Below are 19,607 nucleotides of genomic sequence, written 5' to 3' on the forward strand. Positions count from 1 at the left end.
TCCGCTGCGTTGGCCGCATCGGATCCCGCGTCATTGTGCAATTTCGAACCTATCGGCTGGCTGCGGTCCAGCAATTGGACCTTGGGCCAATCACGGCCGGGTCATTCCCCGGCCGGCTGCGCGGCGACGGCGGGCTTCCATTCGACGCCGTGGCGCGCGAAGAGGGCCGTCATGCGCCCGTCCGCGGCCATCGCCTCTATCGTCCGATCAAGCGCGTCGCCCAGCGAGCGGCTGTTTTCCTTGACCGCAAGGCCGATGTCCCAGCCCGGCGACATGATCGCCTGAAGCGGCGCGCGGCGGCGCTTGAGGCCTTGCGAATTGGGTTCGGCGGTCACGTGCTCGACCTGCGCGCGGGTCGCGACGGCCACGTCGGCTTCCCCCGAACGCACCGCGCGCACCGCCGCGTCGCCGGTAGGATAGTGGCGCACATCGCTGCGCAGCACGCCGCCGAATCCTCCCAGGAGGTACATGTCGGGAATGGAATCGAGCTCGGCCGCCAGCCGCTTGCCCTTGAACTGGGGCGGCGGCACGTCGCAGTCGGACTGTTCGGCTCCGCAAACCGCGGCGAAGTTCTCACGGTAATAGGGCGCGAGCAGGACGACCTGGTCGTTGTCGATCTGCAGGCGCCGGTCGAACGGCACGTGCATCATCACGTCGCAGGGCTGGAAGCCGAGGAGGCCGCCGCGCCAGACCACGTTGCGCAGGTCGTCGCCAAGGTCCTCGCCGGCAAGGAACTCGACTACCTCGGCCCGCACGCCCAGAGTGGCGGCCAGCGCCCTGGCCAGATCGACATCGATCCCCTGGGGAGCGCCGCCGTTCTCGCTCCACGACCAGGGCCGGTTGTCGCGGTAGACCCCGATCCGCAGCACGCCGAGTTCCTGAACCCTGGCCAACGGTGCGGCGCCGAGCCGGGTTGCCGGGAGGAGCGCCGCGCCGGCGGCCAGTCCTGCGATGAGCCCCCTGCGCGTCAGCACGTCAGTCGTCTGAATGAACGGTTTCAAGGTAGCTGCGGATCGCCCAGCCCGCCTTCTGGCCGAGGACCTCGCCGAACGGCGGCATGTAGACCTTGCCGTCGCGGCTCGAGCCATGCTGGAAGCGTTCGACGTACCATTCGTCGCCCGGATCGCCCAGCTCGAGATAGCGCAGGTCCGGCGCAATCCCGCCCGAAATGGCCTGGATGCCGTGGCAGCGCGCGCAGTTCTGCGCATAGCCGCTTTCGCCGATCTTGATCGCGTCGGCGTTGCCCCGGTAGGGATTGTGCTTGCGCCAATCGGCCCCGATTTCGGGCAGCTTCGACGTGTCGATCGCCTGCGGGGTGACGTCGCCGTGCGCCATCAGCCGGGTGCCGCTGACCGCGGCCAGAAGCGCGAGCGAAGCCGCCAACGCCTTGCGGGAATGGGAAAATGCCATGCCGGTATCCTCATCTCAAAAGCCGTCGATTCGCCTTGGCGCAGTCCGACGATCGGTTGCCGGGCATGTTATGAGCCCTTCGGCGCGGCCCCAATTGTACTAATTTCCAATGCAGCGACCGGCGAAGCGGCGTATTCTCGGCCGATGCGGATTTTCTGGTCAATCGCCGGTTCAGCTCTGGCTCTCGCTGCGCACGTTGGCGCAGTGCGCGCGGAGACGGCCTATGTCTCGAACGAGAGGGGCGATTCGGTCACCGTGATCGACCTCGCCTCGGGCGCGGTGAAGGCCACCTGGCCGGTCGGCGGCCGGCCGCGCGGGATCACGCTGAGCAAGGACGGCAAGTACCTCTACATCTGCGCGAGCCGCGACAACACGGTCGAGATCCGCGACGCCGCCACCGGCGCGCTAGTTGCCGAGCTGCCCGCCGGCGCCGATCCCGAACAGTTCTTCCTGTCGCGCACCGGGGACACCCTGTTCGTCGCCAACGAGGACGATGCCGCGGTCACCGCGGTCGACCTCGGCTCGCGCAAGGTCTCCTGGCAGGTCGCCGTCGGCAAGGAACCCGAAGGCGTTGCGCAAAGCCCCGACGGCAAGTGGCTGGTCGTGACCAGCGAGGAATCGAACACGATCGCCTGGATCGATGTCGCCACGCACACCGTCGTCGCCGAAAGCGAGACCGACGAACGGCCCCGCCACATCGAGTTTACCGCCGACGGCAAGGAGATGTGGGTCGCGGCCGAAATGGGCCAGACCGTCCACGTGTTCGATCCGGCCGACCGGTCGCGCAAATCGACCCTGCGCTTCGCCCCGCCCGGCGTTCCCGATTACAAGGTGCTGCCCTGCGGCATCCGCTTTACCCCCGATGGCAGGACCGCGGTGATCGCGCTCGGCCGGGCCAACCAGATTGCATTCGTCGATGTCGCCAGCCGCACCGTGCGCGGATACGCCAAGGTCGGCGACCGACCATGGCACCTGGCGCTGACCGGCGACGGCAAGACGGCGGTCGTCGCCAACGGCCTGTCCGATACGGTCAGCCTGGTCGATATCGCCGCGATGCAGGTGACCAGAACGATACCGGCGGGCGCCGGCGCCTGGGGCGTCGTGCTGCGACCCTGACCACCCGACCGGTCCTGCCCGGCCTGCTTGGCCAAAGGTAGGAGAACCAAAGTCCAATTTCCGCAAAACCGCGGCGCTCCCATCCTTTCCCGACCGCCAACCCGGCGAAAACAGATGGGGGATGCGATGTTGAAACGCACGTTGTTGGGCGGCGCTGCCGCCGCTGTCCTGTTCACCGCCACGGCCGCTCCGGCCTTCGCCGGCTCGTCGGCCGAACTGCTCAAGCGGCTGCACGAAAAAGGCATCCTGACCGACGAGGAATACCGCGTGCTGCTGGCCCAGGAACAGGCCGAAGCTGCCAAGGCAAGCCAGGCGCCCGCCACTGCGGCGACTTCCTCCGCCGCGGATGACGGGCTCAATGTGAAGCGCACCGACAGCGGCATCGGCCTCGTCGTTGGCGATGCCACGATCAAGTTCTCGGGCTCGGTCAACGGGTTCTACGTCCACGACAACCCCGACACGCCCAGCGCCACGACCAGCGTGGTCGGTGGCATCGCCAGCGTCGGCACGGCGAACAGCAGCGCGGTGCGCAACGGACTGCTGCCGGGCTTCTTCAAGATCGACGTGACCACCCAGCAGGCCGGTCTCGATATCGGGGCGCACTTCGGCATGTATCCCGGCATCAACAGCACCGCCTGGGGGGCGCTGGGCGCCAACAACGGCGGCCAGCCGACCGCCCTGGCAACCGCGGGAATCGACTTCCGCCAGACCTATCTGACAATCGGCAAGGCCGGCCTTGGCGAGCTCAAGATAGGCCGCGACATCGGCCTGTTCGGCTCCGAAGGGATCCTCAACGACATCACGCTGCTGTCCTCGGGCACACCGGGCGGCAACGTGGCGCCGGGCAACACGACGCTGGGCCGCATCGGCGCGGGCTACATCTACACCGACTTCCAGCCGCAGATCACCTACACCACGCCCAGCCTCGGCGGGGCGCAGCTGGCGGTCGGAGTGTTCCAGCCGCTGAAGTCGCTGACCGCGCCTGACCAGACCAACAGCGCCCCCGGCTTCCAGGCCAAGCTGACCTACGATGCCAAGCTGGGCGGCGCGTCTGCGCGGCTGTGGCTGTCGGGCGTGAACCAGCGCCACGACAGCGTGCTGGCCGGCAACATCGACTACACCGGCCAGGGCTTCGACACCGGGGCCAAGGTTACCGTCGGCCCGATCACGCTGACCGGCTACTACTACGGCGCCAAGGGACTTGGCACCACGGTGCTCGGCCTGTTCGACACCGACGCGCTGGGCAATCCGCGCAGCAGCAACGGCTTCTACGCCCAGGGCCTCGCTTCGTTCGGCAAGCTTTCGATCGGCGGCAGCTACGGCGAAAGCCGCTTGCGCCACGCCAACGCCGCCGACCGCCTGGCCAATTCGACGCTGGTCCACGTCAATTCGAGCTGGGTCGGCCAGCTCCGTTATGGACTGACCAGCTGGGTGACGCTGCTGGGCGAATACGTGCACAGCAAGGCCAAGGCCCACAACGGCAACGAGGCGGAAAGCGACGCCATTGCGCTTGGCGGCATCCTGTTCTTCTGAACAGGGGGCTGACGCCGGCCCATCCAGCGCATAGGGGTGTGGCCGGCCTACCGCATTGCGGTTTGCCGGCTACATCCGTTTTCGAGAACCTGAAGATCGACGCCATGACTTCCTCCCGCCTTGCCCTGACTGTCGCACTTGCCATGGCCCTGCCCGGCCTTGCCCGTGCCGCGACCGACGCCGAGCAGCCGGCCATCGTGGTAACGGGGCAAGGCCTGCCCGACAGCCCGGCAACGCCTGCCTACGATGTCGTCACGCTCGGCGCGGACCAGCTTGCCGCCAGCGCCTCGGGCCGGCTGGAGGACGCACTGGGCGCGGTCGCCGGGTTCCAGCAGTTCCGCCGTTCGGACAGCCGGTCGTCGAATCCCTCGGCGCAGGGCGCGACCTTGCGCGCGCTGGGCGGCAACGCGACCAGCCGCACCCTGATCCTGCTCGACGCGGTGCCCTTGGCCGATCCGTTCTTCGGTTATATCCCGTTCGCCTCGGTTGCGCCGGAACGGCTGGCCATGGCCCGGATCACCCGCGGCGGCGGGTCGGGCGCCTTCGGTGCCGGCGCGGTTGCCGGCACGATCGAACTGACCAGCGCCGCGCCGCCGCAGCTCGGCCTGTTCGATGGCAGCGCTCTCGTCAACGATCGCGGCGAAACCGAACTGTCGGCCAGCCTGGCCCCGCAACTGGGTGGCGGATTTGCCGAACTGGCGGGCCGCTGGGACCGTGGCCACGGCTTCTGGACCACGCCGGAGGCGCAGCGCGTTCCGGCCAGCGTCCGGGCCCGGTTCGACAGCTGGTCCGCCTCTGCACGGGCCGTTGCGCCGCTTGGCAGCGATACCGAACTGCAGGCCCGCGTGGCCGCCTTCAACGACGAGCGCACACTGCGCTTTGCCGGGGCCGACACCAGCTCCAGCGGTCAGACCGCCAGCCTGCGGCTGGTCGGCAAGGGCGATTGGGGCTTCGATGCGCTCGCCTATGTCCAGGCCGGAAACTTCACCAACGTGGTGATCAGCTCGACCACGTTCCGCACCTCGCTCGACCAGTATGCGACCCCGACCACCGGCACCGGCGGCAAGCTCGAGCTGCGCCCGCCGCTGGGCGGCGATCACGTGCTGCGTCTTGGCGGCGACTGGCGCATTGCAAGTGGCGAAGCCAAGGAAGTCGCCTACAACGCGAGCACCGGCGCCGTGACCGCGCGGCGCATTGCCGGCGGGCGCAACAGCCTGTTCGGCTTCTATCTCGAGGACGACTGGACCCTTGGCCCGGTGGTCCTGACCGCCGGCGCACGCGCCGATCGCTGGGCGATTTCCGATGGCCACTTCATCAGCCGCACCGCCGCCGGAGCCGTCACCCTGTCCAGCGCCTTTGCCGACCGTTCGGGCTGGGAAACCACGTTCCGCGGCGGCGCGCTGGCCGATCTGGGCGCTGGGGTAAAGCTCCGCGCAGCGGGCTATACCGGCTTCCGCCTGCCCACGCTCAACGAGCTGTACCGTCCCTTCGCGGTCTTCCCGGTGACCACCAGTGCCAACGCGGACCTGGAAAACGAACGCCTGCGCGGCGTGTCCGCCGGCTTGGACTGGACTCCGGTCGAGGCGGTCACCCTGTCGTTCACCGCCTTCGACGACAAGGTCCGCCGCGCCATCTCCAACGTCACAACCGGGGTCAACGCGCGCCAGCGCCGCAATGTCGATGCGGTCCATTCGCGCGGGCTCGAGCTGGGCTTTCAGGCGGCGGCCGGCCAGGTGCGGTTCGACGGATCGCTGGCGCTTACCGATGCCGAGGTCGAGGCGAGCGGCACGGCCATCGGACTCGACGGCAAGCGCCCGGCCCAGACCCCGCGCGTCGCGGCAAGCGGTACGCTGTCGTGGAAACCGGCCGAAGACTGGACGCTCGCGCTGACCCTGCGCCACGTCGGCCAGCAGTTCGAGGACGACCTCGAGACAGACTCGCTTCCGGCCGCGACTATACTGGGCGCCTTTGCCGAGATCCCGCTGCGCCAAGGACTCAGCCTGGTCCTGCGCGGCGAAAACCTGACCGGAGAACAGGTCCTGACCCGCAAGCAGGGCACCTCGGTCGACCTGGGCGTCCCCCGCACAGTCTGGGCCGGGGTAAGGGTGTCGCTGCGATGAGCGCGCCGCAAGAGCAGCGCTACGACCGCGTGGCGCGCGCGCTCCACTGGATGGCGGCAGTGCTGATCATGGCCAATCTGGCGAGCGGCTTTGCGAAGGATGCGCTCGACGGCATCTGGAACGTGGTGCCGCTGCACAAGTCGATCGGCCTGACCGTCCTGGTGCTGGGCACGGCGCGACTGGCCTGGCGGCTCGGCCACCCCGCCCCGCCCCTGCCCGCAGGCACGCCCGCCTGGCAGCGCAAGCTGGCCGGTGCGGTCCACGCCAGCTTCTACGCGCTGATCATCGTCCTGCCGCTGACCGGCTGGATCATGTCGTCTGCCTCGAAGTTTCCGCTGGCCTGGTTCGGGCTGTTCGCCTGGTCCAAGTTCGCCGTCACCAAGGACAGCGCTATCTATGCCGTCGGGCGCGAGGCGCACGAGGTGCTCGGCTTCGCCTTTGCCGCGCTGATCGTGGTCCACGTCGCGGCCGCGCTCTATCACCACATCGTCGTGCGCGACCAGTTGCTGCGCCGCATGGCCTGACGATGCGCGCCGCGCTTTACCTTGGCACGATCCTGGCGACGCTCTGGGCTGGCGCCGCGCAGGCCGAGAGCGATCCGGTGGAGATCGTCGTCAGTGCGCCCGGCGGCGCCATCGACAGCGACGAGACGCTGGCCGTTCCCGCCGAGGCGCTCCACGGCGCGACCCGGGCCGACCTGCTGGCCGCGCTCCAGCGCGCCCTTCCCGGCGTCACGCTGGCAGATCCGCAGGGCAATGCGTGGTCGGCCGGGCTGACCTGGCGCGGCTATTCGCTGTCGTCGCTGCAGGGCACCGAACAGGGCCTGGCGGTCTACCTCGACGGGGTGCGCTTCAACCAGCCGTTCGGCGATACCTTGCTGCTCGACCTGGTGCCCGAAGATGCGCTGGCATCGGCCGAACTGCGCGATTCAAGCCCGGTCTACGGCCGCAACGCCCTTGGCGGCGTGCTCCTGCTGCGCAGCGCCACGGGCCGCGACCGGCCGGGCGTCAACGCGCGCGGCTGGGTCGACAGCATCGGCGGGGCCGGCACCTCGGCCAGCCTCGGCCTTGCCGGAGAGCGCGACGCGCTGCTCGTTTCGGTCGAAGGCATCAACGATCCAGGCTGGCGACGATTCAGCCCCTCGCGGCTGGCGCGCGGTGCCGCGGCCTTCGACCACACCGGCGGCGACTGGGGCATCGGCCTGCGCGCCAGCGGCGCGACCACGCGGCTGACTGGCAATGCGGTCGCCCCGGTCGAACTGCTCGATGCCGATTACCGCGCGATCTTCACCCATCCCGACACTAGCCGGACGAGTGGCGCCCGGCTTGCCGTCCTGCCCTGGTTGACACTCGGCGATACCAGCCGGATCGAGGCGACACTCCACGGCAACTGGCTGACCCGCAGGACGGCAAGCGGCGACCTGGCCGATATCGAGGCATGCGACGATGCACCCGGCATCCTCTGCGTCGAGAGCGAGGGTGTCGACGGCGAGGAAGAGGCCGAAGTCCTGTTCGGGCCCGATGGCGGCACTCTGCCTGCCGATCCCGACACCCAAACCTGGGCGGTGGTCAACCGCGGCGAGGAGCGCACGACCAGCGGCGGCATTGGCCTGCAGTTCCTGGATGAACGGCGCACCGAACGCGGCGAGCGCCGCCTTGCCGTGGGCTTCGCCTACGAACGCGCCACCACCCGCTTTCGCGGCGCGACCGAGCTCGGCGAACTGGAAGTCGACCGATCGGTCAGCAGCGAAGGCGTGGTCCTTTCGAGCAGCGGTGAGGCGATAACCCCGGTCGACCTGTCGACCCAACTGTCCGATCTTGCGCTTTACGCCAGCGCCGAAGTGCCGTTGCCCGGCGGCTTCACGGTCGAGGCAAGCCTGCGGTGGAGCCGCAACAGCGTCGAACTGCGCGACCGGATCGGCACGGCGCTCAACGGCAAGCACCGGTTCGACCGGCTAAACCCCTCGATCGAGCTCGACTGGCGGCCGGCGGGCGCGGACTGGTCGCTTCACGCCGGCTATGCCGAAACCAGCCGAGCGCCGACCCCGGCCGAACTGTCCTGCGCCGACCCTGATCGGCCTTGCGCGCTGGGCGCGTTCTTCATCGCCGATCCGCCGCTCGACCAGGTCGTGGCGCGGCGCTGGTCGGTCGGCGCGAGCGGCGGCGAGTCCCTGCGCTGGCACGCCGAACTGTGGCGCAGCGATTCCGACAACGCGATCCGCCAGGTCGCGGCCGGCGTGCGCGGCCGCGCCTATTTCGCCAACGGCGGCCCGATCCGCCGCCAGGGCATGGAGGCCGGTTTCGAATGGCGCCAGGGACCTTGGCGCCTTGCCGCCGGCTATGCGCTGACCGACGCGAGGGTGCGCGAAGGTTTCACCGCGCTCAGCCCCAACAACCCCGAAGCCGACGACGACGGCACCGTGATGGTCGAGGTGGGCGATGTCTTGCCAGGCACGCCGCGCCACAGCGGCAACCTGGCGCTTGGCTGGGAGCAGCACGGCTGGACCATCGACGCCGCGCTGCGCGCGCAGTCGGGCCAGTTCCTTATCGGCGACGAAGGCAACGGCAACGCGCCCCTGCCCGGCTTTGCCGTGGTCGACCTCGCCCTGCGACGCGAACTGGGCCGCCACGTCGTCCTTGGGATCGAGGCGCGCAACCTGTTCGACCGGCGCTATGCGACCTTTGCCACCTTCAGCGAAACCGACACGATCGTGCTGGCCGAAGCGCCTGGAGCTAGCGATCCGCGCGCCTACGCGCCCGCCGCGCCGCGCCGGGTCACGGTTTCGCTACAGGCGCGGTTCTGACCGCCTAACTGTCGATACGGGGCAGAAGCTCGGCTTCGAAACGCGGATAGAGGTGCGCGACGCTGCGCTGCAACTCGTAGCGCGCCGCCTTGACCGCGGCGAAGCGGCTAGGGATGGGCAGGCTGCCCGCCTCGGTCATGTCGAGGCCCGAGGCCACCGCATCGCGCAGCGCCTGTTCCAGCCAGTCGAGCCAATCCCGCGTCTGGGCGATGGCGGCAGCAGTCGGGTCGAGCGGGCCGTGGCCCGGCACGAGCTGCCGGTGCGGCGTGGAGGCCAGCGCAGCGAGCGAGTGCCTCCAAAGGGCAAGATCCGCGTGCGGCGTTGCCGGGGCGCGGTCGTGGAATACCAGGTCTCCGGCGATCAGGGTGCCGGTGCTTTCGTCCAGCAGCGCCAGATCGGCAGCGCTGTGGCCGGCCAGCGCCATGACCCGCACGATGCGCCCACCGATGGCAAGGGGACCGGGGGTCAGCGCCAAGCCCGGGCGCGGCACTTCTGTTCCGCGCATCCAGTCGACCAGCAACCGGTACATGGCGTCGGAAAAGCCGGCCCCGTCGCGGTCGAGCTCGACCCTCGTTCCGGCCAGCGCGGCGACGATGCGTGGATCGAAGGCCCCGGCGCCGAAGCTGTGATCGGGATGCAGGTGCGTTACGAAGACGCGGGCGGGCGGCTTGCCGGTCAGCCGTGCCGCCAGCGCCGACAGCGCCTCGCCGTAGCGGCGCGAGGGACCGGGATCGACGATCAGCGGACCAGCGTCGGTCGCCAGGATGACCGAGTTCGCGATCGCGCCGCCATTGGCAAAGCCGATTGCCTCATCGGCGCCGCGCACCAGCCAGATTCCCTGCCCGATCGGCTCGGCGTCAGGCGCATAGCTGCCGGCAAAGGTTTCGGCGCCAAGCGGCGTCGAAGCGGCCAAGGCAGCGGCGATGAAACCGCGGCGCGTGACCTTCACTTGCGCAGGGCCGGCGCGGGCCCCGGTGCGCTGCGCGCCGTGCCGGAGAAGGCAAGGCCGTTGCTGTCGTGCGCCGCGATGGCGAAAGCGCCGCTGCCCGTGCCAGGCACGATGAAGGTAAAGGCGGGATCCTCCGCCACCGAACCGTAGACGGTCATTTCGGCCAGGCGTTGTCCCGCCTCGTCGCTCACCGTCAGGCGATCGACGTTGTAGGCGGCGATGTTTTCCACGAGCCCGGTGTCCATCGGATGGCGGATCGTGACGCGCAGGCGCGTGTCGATGCCGTCGCGCCAGGCGCCGCCGCGCACTTCGCCGAGGTGGTCGGCCCAATCGCCCTTGACCCGGCTGACTGGCGGGGCCGAACAGCCGCCGCCGGCCGCGTCGATCCACGATCCGGCCACGTGCCAGGTGCCGTCCAGCGTCTGAACGGCGGCCCGCACCGGTGTGCGCTGATCGAGCTTGATCCGCGTGGCGATGAAGGGTGCCGCCCCGGTCGGGCGGAAATCGACCGCGACGGGGATTGGATTGAGATCGCCGAACAGAACGATCCGCTTGACCCCGGCGAGCTTGCGCGCATCGACCGTGACAGGAAAGACGCGCTGGTTTTCGGCGATCGGGGGAATGGTCACTGCGACGGCTTCGTCGAACACCACTGGGTCGCTGCCGAACAGGCGGCGGGCGTGGAAGTCCCACATCGGGGAGCCCAGGGGATCGCGCGGCGGCGCGGCCGCGGCAGTTGCCGCCGGGCCGACCAGAGCCGCGCAGGCCAGAAGGAGATCGACTAACCGCATGCTACCAAGGGCCCATATGGCACCAGTCTGGGATCGGCTACGATTGCACTTTGGGACGAGAACGATGCCATGCTGGCCCTTGCTGCAGCCCTGATTCTGACCGGTTCGTGCGCTCCTGATGCAGAGCCATTCGACACCGAAGGCTATCGCAGCGAACGCTACCGCGCGCCGGTGGATCGCGATCCGGCACCTGCCCAGCCGATCACCACGGGCGAAGCGCAGGCTCTCTTCCGCGCGGGCATCGCAATCTGGATCGACGTGCTGCCGGCCGAAGGGGCCTACCGCGACGCGCAAGGGCGCTGGCACCTGGCGCAGGTCCACCAGACCATCCCGCGGGCGCTGTGGTTTCCCGAGGTCGGCCGGTCAAACCCCGAACCTGCACTGTGGCGGGCATTTGCCGCGCGCGTCGCGGACGAACGGCGAAAGCGGCCCAGTGCGGCAATCGTGGTGTTCTGCCGCGCCGACTGCTGGATGAGCTGGAACGCGGCGCGGCGGCTGGCCCGCAGCGGCATGACCCGCGTGCGCTGGTACGCCGACGGCATCGAAGACTGGCACGCCAAGGGCGGAACGCTGGTCGATGCGCGGCCCGAACCTGCCCCTTACAGATCAACACCAAAAGGAGAGTGACATGGCTACAATTCTGGTTCGTTACCCGCGCCACGACGGCGCCAGCTTCGACGCCGACTATTACGCGAGTACCCACGTGCCGCTGGTCGAAAAAGCCTGGGGACCGCATGGGCTGACCGGCGCCGAAGTCCTGTTCCCGCATGGCGACCAGCCCGATGCCGCCATGGTGCTGCTTCGCTTCCGCGACCAGGCAGCGGTCGATGCGGCCATGGCCAGCCCCGAAACCGCCGAAGTGATGGGCGATGTCGCCAAGTTCACCGATATCACCCCGGCGCTCTACCGCGCCGGGGACTGATCCGGTCCAGTCAGCGCGCGGACTTCAGGAATACAATGATTTCCGCGCGCTTCGCCGGGTCCTTGAGGCCCGGGAAGCTCATCGTGGTGCCGGGCACAAGCGCGCGCGGATTTTCCAGCCACTTGTCGAGCGTGGCGTCGGTCCAGGTCAGACCCGACGCCTTGAGCGCATCGGAGAAGGCATAGCTGCCCACCCCGGCCTTGCCCCCGTAGACCTTGTAGAGATTGGGTCCGAGCTTATCCGCGCCGCCCTTGCTGGCGTCGTGGCAGGCCACGCAGCGGCCGAAGCTGGCCGGCGGAGCAGCCGCCGCGGCAACCATCGCCGCCGCGCTGGAAGGCGCTGTCGGGGCCGCCGCCGGCGTCGCCTTGGCCGCGGGCGTGGCCGAAGCGCTTGGCGCAGGCGTGGGTGCAGGTGATGCGCTGGGCGAAGCGGACGGCACGACGTTCGCCTCGGGAGATTCGCTTGCACTCGCCGCAGCCTCGCTGGCCATGGCATTGGCCGGGGCCGTGCTGGCGGGCGCTTCGGTCGCGCCAGGCTCGTCCGAACAGGCGGAAAGGGCCAGCATGGCGGCGGCGATCGGCAAAATGCGCATCGGACATCCTCTAGGTTGTTTGCTTTGCGCGCACCTATCGCACCGCGTCCCGACCCGGCCCATTGCACTTTGGACCGACGCGGCGCCAGGGCGGTGCTGCCACAAAGTGCAATGGGGCCATGGCTTCGTGCGCGGTAAAGGGCTGGCAAGTACCCTTGGGGAGAGGACACGATGGCCAGCACGACACACGACCGCCCGCCTGCCCGGACACCCGCCGAGCGCCTGGCCGATCGCCACGCCCGGCTGGCTGCCGATCCCGCCGCCTACTGGCTCGACGAGGCGCGCCGGCTGGACTGGTCGCGCTTTCCCACCCGGGCCGACGAAAGCTCGTTCGCGCAGGGCGATTTCGGCATCCGCTGGTTCGTCGACGGAGAACTGAACGTCTCTTTCAACTGCCTCGACCGGCACCTGGCCGACCGCGGCGACAGCCCGGCCATCGTCTTCGAGGGGGACGAACCCGGCGAAAGCCGGATCCTTACCTACCGGGACCTCCACGGCGAAGTGTGCCGCATGGCCAACGTGATCAGGGGCCTGGGCATCGGCAAGGGCGACCGGGTGACGCTTTACCTGCCGATGATCCCCGAAGCGGCGGTCGCCATGCTCGCCTGCGCGCGGATCGGCGCGATCCACTCGGTCGTCTTCGGCGGCTTCTCGCCCGACAGCCTCGCCGGGCGGATCGAGGACTGCGGCTCGCGGCTGCTGATCACCGCCGACGAGGGGCTGCGCGGCGGCAAGCGGGTTCCGCTGAAGGCCAACGCCGATCAGGCCCTGGCCGCCTGCCCGACAATCGAGCAGGTGCTGGTCGTTCGCCGCACCGGCACGCCGGTGCCGATGCAGACCGGCCGCGACCTGTGGTGGCACGAGGCGCGCGAACTGGTCCGCGACACCTGCGATCCCGAACCGATGAATGCCGAAGACCCGCTGTTCATTCTCTACACCTCGGGTTCGACCGGCAAGCCCAAGGGTGTCCTCCACACCACCGGCGGCTATCTGCTGTGGGTGGCCAAGACTTTCGACCTGCTGTTCGGCGCGGGCGACGACGATCTGTTCTGGTGCACCGCCGATGTCGGCTGGGTCACGGGGCACAGCTATGTCGTCTATGGTCCGCTGGCCAACGGCGCCGCCACCGTGATGTTCGACGGGGTGCCCAACTATCCCGATTTCGGCCGTTTCTGGGAAACCTGCGCGCGGCTGGGGGTGACGATCTTCTACACCGCGCCCACCGCGCTGCGCGCGCTGATGCGCGAGGGCGACCAGTGGGTCGAGGCGCACGACCTGTCGCGCCTGCGACTTCTCGGCACGGTAGGCGAACCGATCAATCCCGAGGCGTGGAACTGGTACGACCGCGTGGTCGGCCAAGGCCGCTGTCCGATCGTCGACACGTGGTGGCAGACCGAAACCGGCGGTGCGCTGATCGCTCCGGTGCCGGAGGCGACTGCGACCAAGCCGGGCAGCGCCACCCTGCCCCTGCCTGGCGTCTTTCCCGAACTGGTCGATGCCGATGGCGCGCTGCTGGACGGCGCGACCGAGGGCAACCTGTGCCTGGCGCAAAGCTGGCCCGGGCAGATGCGCACCGTCTGGGGCGATCACGAGCGCTTCTTCCAGACCTATTTCACCACCTATCCGGGCAAGTATTTCACCGGTGACGGCTGCCGCCGCGACGAGGACGGCTATTACTGGATCACCGGCCGTGTCGACGACGTGATCAACGTCTCGGGTCACCGCATGGGCACGGCCGAGGTCGAAAGCGCGCTGGTCGCGCATGCTCAGGTGGCGGAGGCGGCGGTTGTCGGCATGCCCCACGAAATCAAGGGCCAGGGGATCTATGCCTATGTCCTGCTCAACGCCGACGTGCCAGCGTCCGACGCGCTGAGCCGCGACCTGCGCAACTGGGTGCGCAGCGAAATCGGCCCGATCGCCAGCCCCGACGCGATCCAGTTCGTGCCGGGCCTGCCCAAGACCCGATCGGGCAAGATCATGCGGCGGATCCTGCGCAAGATCGCCGAACGCGACACCGACAACCTCGGCGATTTCTCCACCCTAGCCAATCCGGAGGTCGTGCCGGTGCTGATCGCGGACAGCCGCGCCTAGGCCAGCGGCGGCAGCGCTCCGGTCTGCCGCAGCGCTTCGCCAAGCGCGACCGCTGCCGACGAGGCCAGGTTCATCGAGCGGACCTGCGGCCGCATCGGGATGCGCAGGCGCTCGTCGCAGGCTCCGGCCACGGCGGGCGGCACGCCTGCGCTTTCCTTGCCGAACAGCAGCACGTCGTTCTCGCGGAAGGCGAAGTCGTAGAGCGAACGGCCGCCCTTCGTGGTGAAGAGGAGCAAACGGTTTCCGCCCAGCGTGGCGCGAAAGGCCGCGAAATCGGGGTGCCGCACGATCGCGACGTGATCGATGTAATCCATCGCGGTGCGACGAACGCGGCGATCGTCCCAGGCAAAGCCCAGCGGCTCGATCAGGTCGACGGCGGCGCCCATGCAGGCGCCCAGGCGCAGCACAGCGCCCACGTTCTGGGCGATCTCGGGCTCGAACAGGGCAATCCGCATGGCGCGGTGCTTGCCGCGCCGCACCCGTCCGATCAAGACCAAGGTTCCGTAAGGTTCGCAAAGCGCTTGCTTTGTCCCCGTTGCTTTGTCATTATGAGAACGTTCACAGTTATGGCCGGGCAAGCGACAACCGCTGCCGACGGGGGAGAGTTGGTGGTGAAATCAGGAATGGCCCGCGCATCCTTGGCGCTGATCTTGGCTTCGGCGCTGGCAGCCTGCGCGGCGACGACGGCGGCCCCTGTGTCGACCGCCCCGCCGACTGCGGGCCAGGCCAACCCGGCGCTGTGGCCCGCCGCGCGCAGCCCGGCCGCCATCACCGATCCCGCCACCGAACGGATGATCGATACTTTGATCGCGCGGATGCCGGTGGAACAGAAGGTCGGCCAGCTGATCCAGGCCGACATCGGCTCGATCACCCCGGCTGACCTCGCGGCCTATCCGCTCGGATCGATCCTCGCCGGGGGGAATTCGGGGCCCTATGGCAACGAGCGTGCCGACGCGGCCAGCTGGGCCAGGCTGGTGGGCGAATTCCGTGAAGCATCGCGCAAAAGCGGTAGCGGCATCCCGATCCTGTTCGGGGTCGATGCGGTTCACGGCCATTCGAACCTGCCGGGCGCGACGATCTTTCCCCACAACGTCGGCCTTGGCGCAGCCAACGACGTTGCCCTGATCGAGCGGATCGGCGCGGCGGCGGCCGCCGAGATCGCCGGCAGCGGCATCGAGTGGACCTTTGCGCCGACACTTGCCGCGCCGCAGGACGTGCGCTGGGGCCGCACCTACGAGGGGTTTTCCGCCGATCCGGTACAGATCGCCGCCTATGGCCGGGCGATGACCTTGGGCCTCCAGGGTCCCCTGCGCAGCGGCCAGCCGCTCGCCGCCGACAAGGTCGCGGCGACGGCGAAGCATTTTCTTGCCGATGGCGGCACCCAGGACGGACGCGACCAGGGCGACGCGCGGATCGCCGAGGCCGAACTGATTGCCCGCCACGCGCCGGGCTATGTCACTTCGATTGATGCCGGCGCGCTGACCGTCATGGCCAGCTTCTCGAGCTGGAACGGGGTCAAGCATCACGGCAACGCCTCGCTGCTGACCGGCGTGCTCAAGCAGCGGATGGGCTTCGAAGGGCTGGTCGTCGGCGACTGGAACGGCCACGGTCAGGTCCCGGGCTGCAGCGCCACCGATTGCCCGGCCTCGATCAACGCCGGGGTCGACCTGCTGATGGCACCGGATAGCTGGAAGGGCCTTTACGACAGCACGCTGAAGGCGGCAAAGGACGGCCGCATCACCGCTGCACGGCTGGACGATGCGGTCCGGCGGATCCTGCGGGTCAAGGCCAAGCTGGGCCTGATGGGACCGGCACCGGTCAGGCGTGGCGACCTGGCGCAGGTCGGCGCCCCGGCCCACCTCGCCCTGGCGCGCGAGGCGGTGGCCAAGTCGCTGGTCCTGCTCAAGAACAACGGCGGTGTGCTGCCGCTGAAGCCCGGCGTCAAAGTGCTGATCACCGGTCCCGGGGCCGACAGCATGGCCATGCAGGCCGGTGGCTGGACCGTGACCTGGCAGGGCACCGACACCACCGCCGCGGACTTTCCCAATGGCCAGACGATCGGCCGCGCGCTGGCCGATGCGGTTCGCGCCGGCGGCGGCCAGGCCACGCTCGCCCCGCAAGGGACGGGAGCGGACAAGCCGGACGTCGCCGTAGTCGTGCTCGGCGAAGCGCCCTATGCCGAGTTCGAGGGCGATCTTCCCAACCTCGCCTTTACCGCCGATTCGGAAACGGCGTCGCGGATCGCGCAGCTGAAGTCGCAGGGGACCAAGGTCGTCGTCGTCTTCCTCTCGGGCCGGCCGCGCTTCACCGGCGCGCTGATGAACCAGGCCGACGCCTTCGTGGCCGCCTGGCTTCCGGGCACCCAGGGCAATGGCCTTGCAGACGTGCTCGTCGCGCGGAAGGACGGTCGCGCTGCCCGCGACTTCACCGGACGCCTGCCTTTTGCCTGGCCCGACGATGCACGATCGCCGGTCGCAGCCCCGCTGTTCCAGGCGGGTTACGGCCTGACCTATGCCAAGGCGGCGGAACTCGGTGCGGTCAATGCCGATCCGCGGATGGCGTTGCAGCCGGACAGCGCGGCATCGACCTTCCTGCTGCGGGGCAAGGCTCCTGCTCCGTGGCACTTTGCGATGGACGGCGCGATCACTGCCCGCCCGGTCGATCTCGGCGCGCAAGAGGATGCCCGCCAGTTTTCATGGACCGGTGCGTCGGTGCTGGGAATCGAAGGTGCGCCAACAAGCCTGGCACCGGCTCTGGCATCGAACCGCGACCTTTTGCTCGACTGGCGGATCGATCGTGCGGCCGGGCCGGTTGCGCTAACCCTGGGCGGCGGCAGGATCGATCTGTCCGCGCTGATCGCCGCTGCGCCGCAAGGTCGGGCAGTAACCACGCGCATACCGCTGCGCTGCTTTGCCGCGGCGGGCGCCAAACTGGACTCGGTCGGCGCGCCGTTCAGGCTGGAAGCGCCGGCCGGCTTCGTGGCCACCCTGCGCTCGGTCACGGTGATCGACGGAACGGGCGGCGCCTGCCCGCCCGCGCGCTGACGTTCAACGGCGGGCCATCGCGGCAAGGATCAGCGCGGCGCTCGCGGCCAGCACCGTCAGCACCACGAACAGCGCGTCGAACCCGTAACGCGGGACCAGCGCCAGGGTCAGCCAAGGCATGATCAGCGACGGCGTGGTGTTGGTCAGGTTGAACAGCCCCATGTCGCGGCCGCGGTGCTGTGGCTGCGGCAGGACGCGCAGGGTCTGCCCGCTGTGCAGCGCGAGGAACACGCTGCTGGCCAGGCCGAACACGGCATAGCCGACAAGCGCCAGGGCCATGCTCGGGGCCAGGGCCATGATAGCAAGACCCAGCGCCGAAACGGCGGCTGCGGCAGCCAGCGGCTCGATCGGGCGGTCGTGGCGGTCCGACCAGCGCCCGACCAGCAGCGCGACCAGGACCGCCGCCGACAGCACTGCGGTAAAGATCCCGGCAGCGCGGTTCTCGTGAAGGGCCGGATCGATGCTGCGCAGCCAGAGCAGCAGAAAGGCGAACAGCGAGGCTTCGGACACCTGGACCAGCAACCGCGCCAACCACATTCCGCGCACCACCTTCGCGGCGCGCGGCGTATCGGACGATCGCGGCGCCATCAGCTGCGGCATCGGCCTCGGCTGACCCAGCAGCAGGACCGGCAACACGCAGGCGATGACCGCCGCGGCAACGATGACCAGCCGTCCATCGGGACCGGACAAGCCCTCGATCGTCACCACCGATCCCGACAGCGCGCCAATGGCCGGCGCAAAGGCCAGCAGCCCGCCGAGAAGGCCCTTCTGCGCATCCGGGACAAGGTCGCCGGCCCAGGCCGACAGCGGGCCGAGCATCATGTTGAGCGCCAGTTGCCAGACCACGATCAGGGCGATCAGCGTTACCGCATCGCGGGCCATTGGCATCGCGACAAGCAGCGCGCTCGACAGCACAAGGCCCGCCGCAATCCATGCGCGCCGGCTCCCGGTCCGGTCGCTCAACCAGCCGAAAGCGATATTGCCCAGGCTTGCCGCCACCGCCCCGCAAAAGGCGATCGCGGCCACGATATCGAGCGACTGCGCCGACCCCAGCGCGGTGACGCGCAGCGGCAGCAGGATGGTCAGGAACGGCACATAGGCGATCGCCCCGCCGCAGGCCGCCAGCGCGTAAAGGTAGAGGAACCGCGCCGTCTGGCGCGCCTCGCCCGGCTGGTCAGCCACTGGGCCTGGCCGCGGGAGGCGCCGTGCTGCCCCTGACGATCAGTTCGCCGGGTACGTCGACCGGGGCTTTCGGCGCGGCGGCGTCGCGGTCGAGCAGCAGTTCGACCGCGCGCGAGAAGGTGGCGGCAATCGGCTGATCGACCGCGGTCAACTGCGGATTGGTGAACCGCGTGACCGGCGTGTTGTCGAAACAGACCAGCGACAGATCAGCCGGCACTGCCAGCCCCGCTTGCGTCGCCGTATCGAGCGCCGCAAGCGTCATCTGGTCGTTGCTGGCGATGATTGCGGTGGGCCGGTCAGCCATCGCCAGCAGCCGCCGGGCCGCAGCCGCCCCGCTGGCGTAGCTGAAGTCGCCTTCGGCGCACCAGGTCTGCGGATCGAGCCCGGCTTCGGTCATCGCGCGGACGTAACCCTGGTGCCGCCATTCCGAGAGGCTGTATTCGTCAGAACCGGTGATGAAGCCGATACGGCTGTGCCCCAGGTCGATGAGATGGCGGGTCGCCTCGTAAGCCGACGTTTCGTCCCCCATGGTCAGGGCAAATCCTGCACCGGTCCCGCGCGATCCGATCCGCGCGAAGGGAATGCCGTGCTTTGCGAGCAGGCCTGCAATCAGCGGGTTGTCGGAGTGCGGCGGGGTCAGGATGACGCCGTCGGGCTGTAGCGCGGCGATAGTCGCACCGAGTTCGCGTTCGACGTGGTCGTTGTGGGTATCGACCAGCTCGAAAATCATCCGATATCCGTGTTCGGCGCACTTGAGCATGCCGCCGAGCAGCATCTGGTCGATCCAGTCGCTACCCTGGCGTGCGCGCCAGTCGGCAATCGTGCGCTCGCGGTCGTTGATCGCCAGGATCAGGTAGGAGCGCGATCCGCTCATCCGCTGCGCGGCGATCGAGGGGACGTAGCCCAGCTTGTCGATCGAGGCCTGGATCCGCTCCTTCATGGCCGGGCGCACATTGGGTTCGTTGTTGATCACGCGGCTGACGGTCTGCAGCGATACCCCGGCGTCCTGGGCCACGTGCTTGATCGTCACTGCCTGGCGGCGTCGTGCCATGGT

17 protein-coding genes are annotated in these 19,607 nt (G+C 69.1%); 9 read left to right on the forward strand and 8 right to left on the reverse strand.

Annotated elements, in window-relative coordinates; all coding sequences use genetic code 11:
• Positions 1-101: 101 nt before the first annotated feature.
• Together B0I00_RS10300 and pedF are read right to left on the reverse strand one after the other, a co-directional pair.
• Positions 102-974: a substrate-binding periplasmic protein gene (locus tag B0I00_RS10300; protein WP_100867324.1), complete on the reverse strand. Its 873-nt coding sequence runs from the start codon at positions 972-974 to the stop codon at positions 102-104.
• Position 975: 1 nt separating this feature from the next.
• Positions 976-1,410: a cytochrome c-550 PedF gene (gene pedF, locus B0I00_RS10305; protein WP_100867325.1), complete on the reverse strand. Its 435-nt coding sequence runs from the start codon at positions 1,408-1,410 to the stop codon at positions 976-978.
• 144 nt (positions 1,411-1,554) lie between these two features.
• On the opposite strand from pedF, the gene B0I00_RS10310 reads away from it, so the two are divergent.
• The 5 genes from B0I00_RS10310 to B0I00_RS10330 all read left to right on the forward strand — a co-directional run bounded on the left by B0I00_RS10310 (position 1,555) and on the right by B0I00_RS10330 (position 8,982).
• A complete protein-coding gene (locus B0I00_RS10310; protein WP_100867326.1) occupies positions 1,555-2,526 on the forward strand; it encodes a PQQ-dependent catabolism-associated beta-propeller protein in 972 nt (323 codons plus the stop codon).
• A 126-nt stretch (positions 2,527-2,652) separates the two neighbouring features.
• Complete coding sequence (locus B0I00_RS10315) at positions 2,653-4,059, forward strand: porin family protein (protein ID WP_100867744.1); 1,407 nt, start codon at positions 2,653-2,655, stop codon at positions 4,057-4,059.
• A 104-nt stretch (positions 4,060-4,163) separates the two neighbouring features.
• Positions 4,164-6,179, forward strand: a complete 2,016-nt coding sequence (locus B0I00_RS10320) for a TonB-dependent receptor plug domain-containing protein (RefSeq protein ID WP_100867745.1) — start codon at positions 4,164-4,166, stop codon at positions 6,177-6,179.
• Complete coding sequence (locus B0I00_RS10325) at positions 6,176-6,703, forward strand: cytochrome b (RefSeq protein ID WP_100867327.1); 528 nt, start codon at positions 6,176-6,178, stop codon at positions 6,701-6,703. Before B0I00_RS10320 ends, B0I00_RS10325 begins: the two co-directional genes overlap by 4 nt.
• A 2-nt stretch (positions 6,704-6,705) precedes the next feature.
• Positions 6,706-8,982 carry a TonB-dependent receptor gene (locus tag B0I00_RS10330; RefSeq protein ID WP_100867328.1) on the forward strand — a complete coding sequence of 759 codons (2,277 nt, stop codon included), beginning with the start codon at positions 6,706-6,708 and terminating at the stop codon, positions 8,980-8,982.
• A 4-nt stretch (positions 8,983-8,986) separates the two neighbouring features.
• Here B0I00_RS10330 and B0I00_RS10335 read toward each other — a convergent pair whose 3' ends face one another.
• On the reverse strand, positions 8,987-9,931 hold the full coding sequence (locus B0I00_RS10335; RefSeq protein ID WP_100867329.1) for a quinoprotein relay system zinc metallohydrolase 1: 945 nt from the start codon (positions 9,929-9,931) through the stop codon (positions 8,987-8,989).
• A complete protein-coding gene (locus B0I00_RS10340) occupies positions 9,928-10,722 on the reverse strand; it encodes a quinoprotein dehydrogenase-associated SoxYZ-like carrier (protein ID WP_100867330.1) in 795 nt (264 codons plus the stop codon). The genes B0I00_RS10335 and B0I00_RS10340 overlap by 4 nt, the downstream gene beginning before the upstream one ends.
• A gap of 69 nt (positions 10,723-10,791) precedes the next feature.
• On the opposite strand from B0I00_RS10340, the gene B0I00_RS10345 reads away from it, so the two are divergent.
• Entirely contained in the window at positions 10,792-11,349 is a 558-nt protein-coding gene (locus B0I00_RS10345) for a rhodanese-like domain-containing protein (RefSeq protein WP_100867331.1), read from the forward strand.
• A gap of 1 nt (position 11,350) precedes the next feature.
• Positions 11,351-11,644: an EthD family reductase gene (locus tag B0I00_RS10350; RefSeq protein ID WP_100867332.1), complete on the forward strand. Its 294-nt coding sequence runs from the start codon at positions 11,351-11,353 to the stop codon at positions 11,642-11,644.
• 10 nt (positions 11,645-11,654) lie between these two features.
• Here B0I00_RS10350 and B0I00_RS17255 read toward each other — a convergent pair whose 3' ends face one another.
• Positions 11,655-12,236, reverse strand: a complete 582-nt coding sequence (locus B0I00_RS17255) for a c-type cytochrome (RefSeq protein ID WP_232730193.1) — start codon at positions 12,234-12,236, stop codon at positions 11,655-11,657.
• A 171-nt stretch (positions 12,237-12,407) separates the two neighbouring features.
• Between B0I00_RS17255 and acs the strand changes: the two genes are divergently transcribed.
• A complete protein-coding gene (gene acs / locus B0I00_RS10360; protein ID WP_100867333.1) occupies positions 12,408-14,327 on the forward strand; it encodes an acetate--CoA ligase in 1,920 nt (639 codons plus the stop codon).
• Here acs and B0I00_RS10365 read toward each other — a convergent pair.
• Positions 14,324-14,782: a tRNA (cytidine(34)-2'-O)-methyltransferase gene (locus B0I00_RS10365; RefSeq protein WP_100867747.1), complete on the reverse strand. Its 459-nt coding sequence runs from the start codon at positions 14,780-14,782 to the stop codon at positions 14,324-14,326. The two genes, acs and B0I00_RS10365, sit on opposite strands and share 4 nt — an antisense overlap.
• Positions 14,783-14,950: 168 nt before the next feature.
• On the opposite strand from B0I00_RS10365, the gene B0I00_RS10370 reads away from it, so the two are divergent.
• Positions 14,951-17,371, forward strand: coding sequence for a glycoside hydrolase family 3 protein (locus tag B0I00_RS10370; protein ID WP_100867334.1), 2,421 nt, complete (start codon positions 14,951-14,953; stop codon positions 17,369-17,371).
• Between the two features lie 3 nt (positions 17,372-17,374).
• On the opposite strand, the gene B0I00_RS10375 is transcribed toward B0I00_RS10370, so the two are convergent.
• On the reverse strand, positions 17,375-18,553 hold the full coding sequence (locus tag B0I00_RS10375) for an MFS transporter (protein WP_100867335.1): 1,179 nt from the start codon (positions 18,551-18,553) through the stop codon (positions 17,375-17,377).
• Positions 18,546-19,604: a LacI family DNA-binding transcriptional regulator gene (locus B0I00_RS10380; RefSeq protein ID WP_100867336.1), complete on the reverse strand. Its 1,059-nt coding sequence runs from the start codon at positions 19,602-19,604 to the stop codon at positions 18,546-18,548. Before B0I00_RS10380 ends, B0I00_RS10375 begins: the two co-directional genes overlap by 8 nt.
• Positions 19,605-19,607 lie beyond the last annotated feature (3 nt).

The organism is Novosphingobium kunmingense (genome assembly GCF_002813245.1).
In the GTDB taxonomy this organism is placed as follows: Bacteria; Pseudomonadota; Alphaproteobacteria; order Sphingomonadales; family Sphingomonadaceae; genus Novosphingobium; species Novosphingobium kunmingense.

What these genes read in the sequence shown, in the direction of transcription:
- pedF (WP_100867325.1), bottom strand. Translation starts at nt 1,410, where the DNA reads ATGGCATTTTCCCATTCCCGCAAGGCGTTGGCGGCTTCGCTCGCGCTT.
- B0I00_RS10310 (WP_100867326.1), top strand. Translation starts at nt 1,555, where the DNA reads ATGCGGATTTTCTGGTCAATCGCCGGTTCAGCTCTGGCTCTCGCTGCG.
- B0I00_RS10315 (WP_100867744.1), top strand. Translation starts at nt 2,653, where the DNA reads ATGTTGAAACGCACGTTGTTGGGCGGCGCTGCCGCCGCTGTCCTGTTC.
- B0I00_RS10320 (WP_100867745.1), top strand. Translation starts at nt 4,164, where the DNA reads ATGACTTCCTCCCGCCTTGCCCTGACTGTCGCACTTGCCATGGCCCTG.
- B0I00_RS10325 (WP_100867327.1), top strand. Translation starts at nt 6,176, where the DNA reads ATGAGCGCGCCGCAAGAGCAGCGCTACGACCGCGTGGCGCGCGCGCTC.
- B0I00_RS10330 (WP_100867328.1), top strand. Translation starts at nt 6,706, where the DNA reads ATGCGCGCCGCGCTTTACCTTGGCACGATCCTGGCGACGCTCTGGGCT.
- B0I00_RS10340 (WP_100867330.1), bottom strand. Translation starts at nt 10,722, where the DNA reads ATGCGGTTAGTCGATCTCCTTCTGGCCTGCGCGGCTCTGGTCGGCCCG.
- B0I00_RS10345 (WP_100867331.1), top strand. Translation starts at nt 10,792, where the DNA reads ATGCTGGCCCTTGCTGCAGCCCTGATTCTGACCGGTTCGTGCGCTCCT.
- B0I00_RS10350 (WP_100867332.1), top strand. Translation starts at nt 11,351, where the DNA reads ATGGCTACAATTCTGGTTCGTTACCCGCGCCACGACGGCGCCAGCTTC.
- B0I00_RS17255 (WP_232730193.1), bottom strand. Translation starts at nt 12,236, where the DNA reads ATGCGCATTTTGCCGATCGCCGCCGCCATGCTGGCCCTTTCCGCCTGT.
- acs (WP_100867333.1), top strand. Translation starts at nt 12,408, where the DNA reads ATGGCCAGCACGACACACGACCGCCCGCCTGCCCGGACACCCGCCGAG.
- B0I00_RS10365 (WP_100867747.1), bottom strand. Translation starts at nt 14,782, where the DNA reads ATGCGGATTGCCCTGTTCGAGCCCGAGATCGCCCAGAACGTGGGCGCT.
- B0I00_RS10370 (WP_100867334.1), top strand. Translation starts at nt 14,951, where the DNA reads ATGGCCCGCGCATCCTTGGCGCTGATCTTGGCTTCGGCGCTGGCAGCC.
- B0I00_RS10380 (WP_100867336.1), bottom strand. Translation starts at nt 19,604, where the DNA reads ATGGCACGACGCCGCCAGGCAGTGACGATCAAGCACGTGGCCCAGGAC.